Raw genomic sequence first — 3,031 nt, forward strand, 5'->3', positions numbered from 1 at the left:
CGTCGGCGGCGTCGCGACCTGCCAGTCCGTCGTGGACGCGACCGATCCGAGCTGCGTGCCCTATAACGTCTTCAGCATCGGTGGCGTGACCCCAGCCGCGGTGAACTACATCAGCGGACGCGGCGAACAATCCGGATACGCCAGCCGGGCGGTCCTGAACGGCGTCCTGATCGGCCAGCTTGGCCGTTACGGGTTGAAGAGCCCCTGGAGCGACGAGGGCGTGGGCGTGGCGCTTGGCGTGGAATATCGTCGCGAGGCGCTGAGGAACACGCCGAACGCGGCGCTGACCAGCGGCGATCTCAGCGTCTATGGACAGCAACTGCCCTTCGGCGGCGCCTATACCGTCTCCGAGGTCTTCGGCGAGGCCCATGTGCCGCTGCTGGAAGACAAGCCGTTCGCCCGCAAGCTGTCTCTCGACCTCAGCGACCGGTACGCCAAATATAGCCTGCAGGGCGGGGTCAATGCCTACAAGATCGGCGGCGACTGGACGCCGACCGACGGCCTGCGGTTCCGGGGGAGCTACAGCCAGGCCATTCGCGCGCCCAATGGCTATGAGCTGTTCAAGGCCAACACCATCGCGAAGTTCCAGGGCGCGGACCCCTGCGCCGGCGCTACGCCGACGGCCACATTGGCCCAGTGCCAGAACTCCGGGCTGACCGCCGCCCAGTACGGGACCCTCACCGATACCGGGAACTTCAACTTCCTGACCGGCGGCAACCGCCACCTCAGTCCGGAAACCGCCAACACCTTCACCATCGGCGCCGTCCTGACGCCGCTCGCTATCCAGAACTTCTCCCTCAGCGTCGACTACTGGCACATCGAGGTTCAGCACTATGACGGCCAGTACGCGCCCAACGCCTCGCTGAACAACTGCATCAATACGGGCAACCCGATCTTCTGCGCCCTGGTCCAGCGTGACGCCGGCGGCTCGATTTCGCTGGGCAACGGGATCACTTCGGGGCGGGTGATCGCCACCAACCTCAACACCGGATCCTTCGAGGAAAGCGGGGTCGATTTTGACTCGAACTATGCCTTCGACCTGGCCGACTTCAACCTTCCGGTTCCGGGCCGACTGAGCGCTCACTTCGTCGGCAGCCTGGCCCTGGACAACCGGATCCAGCCGATTCCCGGCGGCGAAACCTTCGACTGCACCGGCCTGTTCGGGCCGACCTGCACCGGTGAGGGGCCGACCTCGCCGATCCCGAAATGGCGCCATCAGCTGCGCCTGACCTGGGCCGCGCCCGAGGTCTGGCAGGTGTCGTTGAACTGGCGGCACATCGGCCGGCTGAAGTCGGAACTGGGCAGTTCCTACGCCCATCTGGCCGGCACGCCGTTCGCGGTGGACAGCCAGATCAAGCCCTATGACTACTTCGACCTGACCACCAGCATCCGGGTCTCGTCACGGGTCACCATGCGGGCCGGCATGGACAACATCTTCGGTCGCACGCCCCCGGTGATCGGGGCGAGCGCCAATCCCCTCGTGCTGGGCGGCAACATGGCGGCGTCGATGTACGACACCCTGGGCCGATACATGTTCGTGAGCTTTACCGGCGAGTTCTAGCGCCGGATCGCGGCGCCCCTTTCCCACGTCCCCATCTCGGAGTATGCGATGACCATTCGATCGATCCTGTTGCTGACCTGCGCCACCCTGGCGCTCGGGGCCTGCGGCAAGAGCCAGACCGCCGCCGCCGCGCCCACCGCCCCGGCGCCAGCGCCGCTTACCCTTGCCGGCAGCGTCGACCTGCCGGGCTACAAGGGCGATTTTGACCACTTCGCGGTTGATGAGAAGGACAACCGCCTGTTCCTGGCGGGCGAAGAGAGCGCGGAGTTGGAGGTCTTCGATCTGACCACCGGCGCGCTGGAGAAACGGCTGACCGGCTATGGGGTGCCCCACAGCCTCCACCTGACGCCGGCCACCGGAGAACTGCTGGTGGTGGACGGGGGCAAACCCTCTCAGGTGCTGGACGCCAAGACCCTGATGGAGAAACGGACGATCAAGCTGCCGGCCGGCGCCGATTCCGCCGATTTCGACAGCTCGAACGGTCACCTGTGGATCGTTACCGGAGGCAAGGACGTCCCCCTGCCCGACAGCCATCTGAGCGAGATCGACCCGGCCACCGGCAAGGTTTTTCACGACGTGCGCTTCGACGCCGACCATGTCGAGGCCCTGGCGGTCCAGCAGGCGGGACCAAAGCTGTTCATCAACGTGACCGACAAGAACTATCTGGCGGTGATCGACAAGACCTCAGGCAAGGTCGTCGACAAATGGAAGATCAAAGAGGCGGAGCAGAATGCGCCCGTGGCCATGGACGAAAAGAACCATCGCCTCTTCGTGGTCACCCGCAAGCCCGGCAAGCTGGTGGTGATCAATGCGGACACCGGCGCCACCGTCGCGAGCTTCAAGGCGCCCGAGCGCACCGACCAGGTCACCTGGGACCCGGACAACCGCCGCGTCTATGTGACCGGCGGCGAGGGCTACATCAGCGTGGTTCAGCAGGACGACGCCGACCACTATCGCGAGATCGCCAAGATCCCCAGCCTTCCAGGCGCCAAGACGGCCATCCTGGCCCCGTCCGTGCACCGCCTCTATGTCGCCGCATCGCCCGGCGAGAGCGGCGCGATGGGCAAGGTCATGTGGTACACGATCGCGCCGCGCGGCTGAGCCGGCGTGGGTCCCCCGCGGCGCGCGGCCGCGGGTGGCCAGCCGGATCATGGGCCATCGACGTGATCGGACGAGAAGAGCACCAGACCCGGGCATAGCCCCTGTTCCAGCTGACGCGCCGCAAGTCGGCGGGGACAGGGGTCAGGCGGCGGGGGCCGCGGCGAACATCAGGGCCACGTTGAGCCCGCCGAAGGCGAAGGCGTTCTGCAACAGCAGTCGCGAGGTGATCGGACGCGCGGCGCCGACCACCAGGTCAAGGTCGCAGTCCGGGTCGCGGGTGGTGAAGTTCTGGATCGGCGGGGCAAGCCCTTCGGCAAGAGCGCGCAGGCCCAGCGCCGCCTGCAGCGCCGCGGAGCCTCCGATCAGGTG

Annotated in this window: 2 protein-coding genes and 1 pseudogene; 2 read left to right on the forward strand and 1 reads right to left on the reverse strand. The window is 66.6% G+C overall.

All coding sequences use genetic code 11. The features are described 5' to 3' along the window. Together RMN86_RS00290 and RMN86_RS00295 are read left to right on the forward strand one after the other, a co-directional pair. Nucleotides 1-1,561 (forward strand): TonB-dependent receptor domain-containing protein (locus tag RMN86_RS00290; RefSeq protein ID WP_309603822.1); only part of this gene is annotated, 1,561 nt, incomplete at its 5' end. A gap of 48 nt (nt 1,562-1,609) precedes the next feature. After that, nucleotides 1,610-2,662 carry a PQQ-binding-like beta-propeller repeat protein gene (locus RMN86_RS00295; RefSeq protein ID WP_309603823.1) on the forward strand — a complete coding sequence of 351 codons (1,053 nt, stop codon included), beginning with the start codon at nt 1,610-1,612 and terminating at the stop codon, nt 2,660-2,662. 141 nt (nt 2,663-2,803) lie between these two features. On the opposite strand, the pseudogene RMN86_RS00300 reads toward RMN86_RS00295, so the two are convergent. Further along, nucleotides 2,804-3,031 (reverse strand): annotated as a pseudogene (locus RMN86_RS00300) (beta-ACP synthase); the annotation flags it as partial.

The sequence above is a fragment of the Phenylobacterium sp. genome (assembly GCF_031360265.1).
GTDB lineage: Bacteria > Pseudomonadota > Alphaproteobacteria > Caulobacterales > Caulobacteraceae > Phenylobacterium.

What these genes read in the sequence shown, in the direction of transcription:
- RMN86_RS00295 (WP_309603823.1), top strand. Translation starts at nt 1,610, where the DNA reads ATGACCATTCGATCGATCCTGTTGCTGACCTGCGCCACCCTGGCGCTC.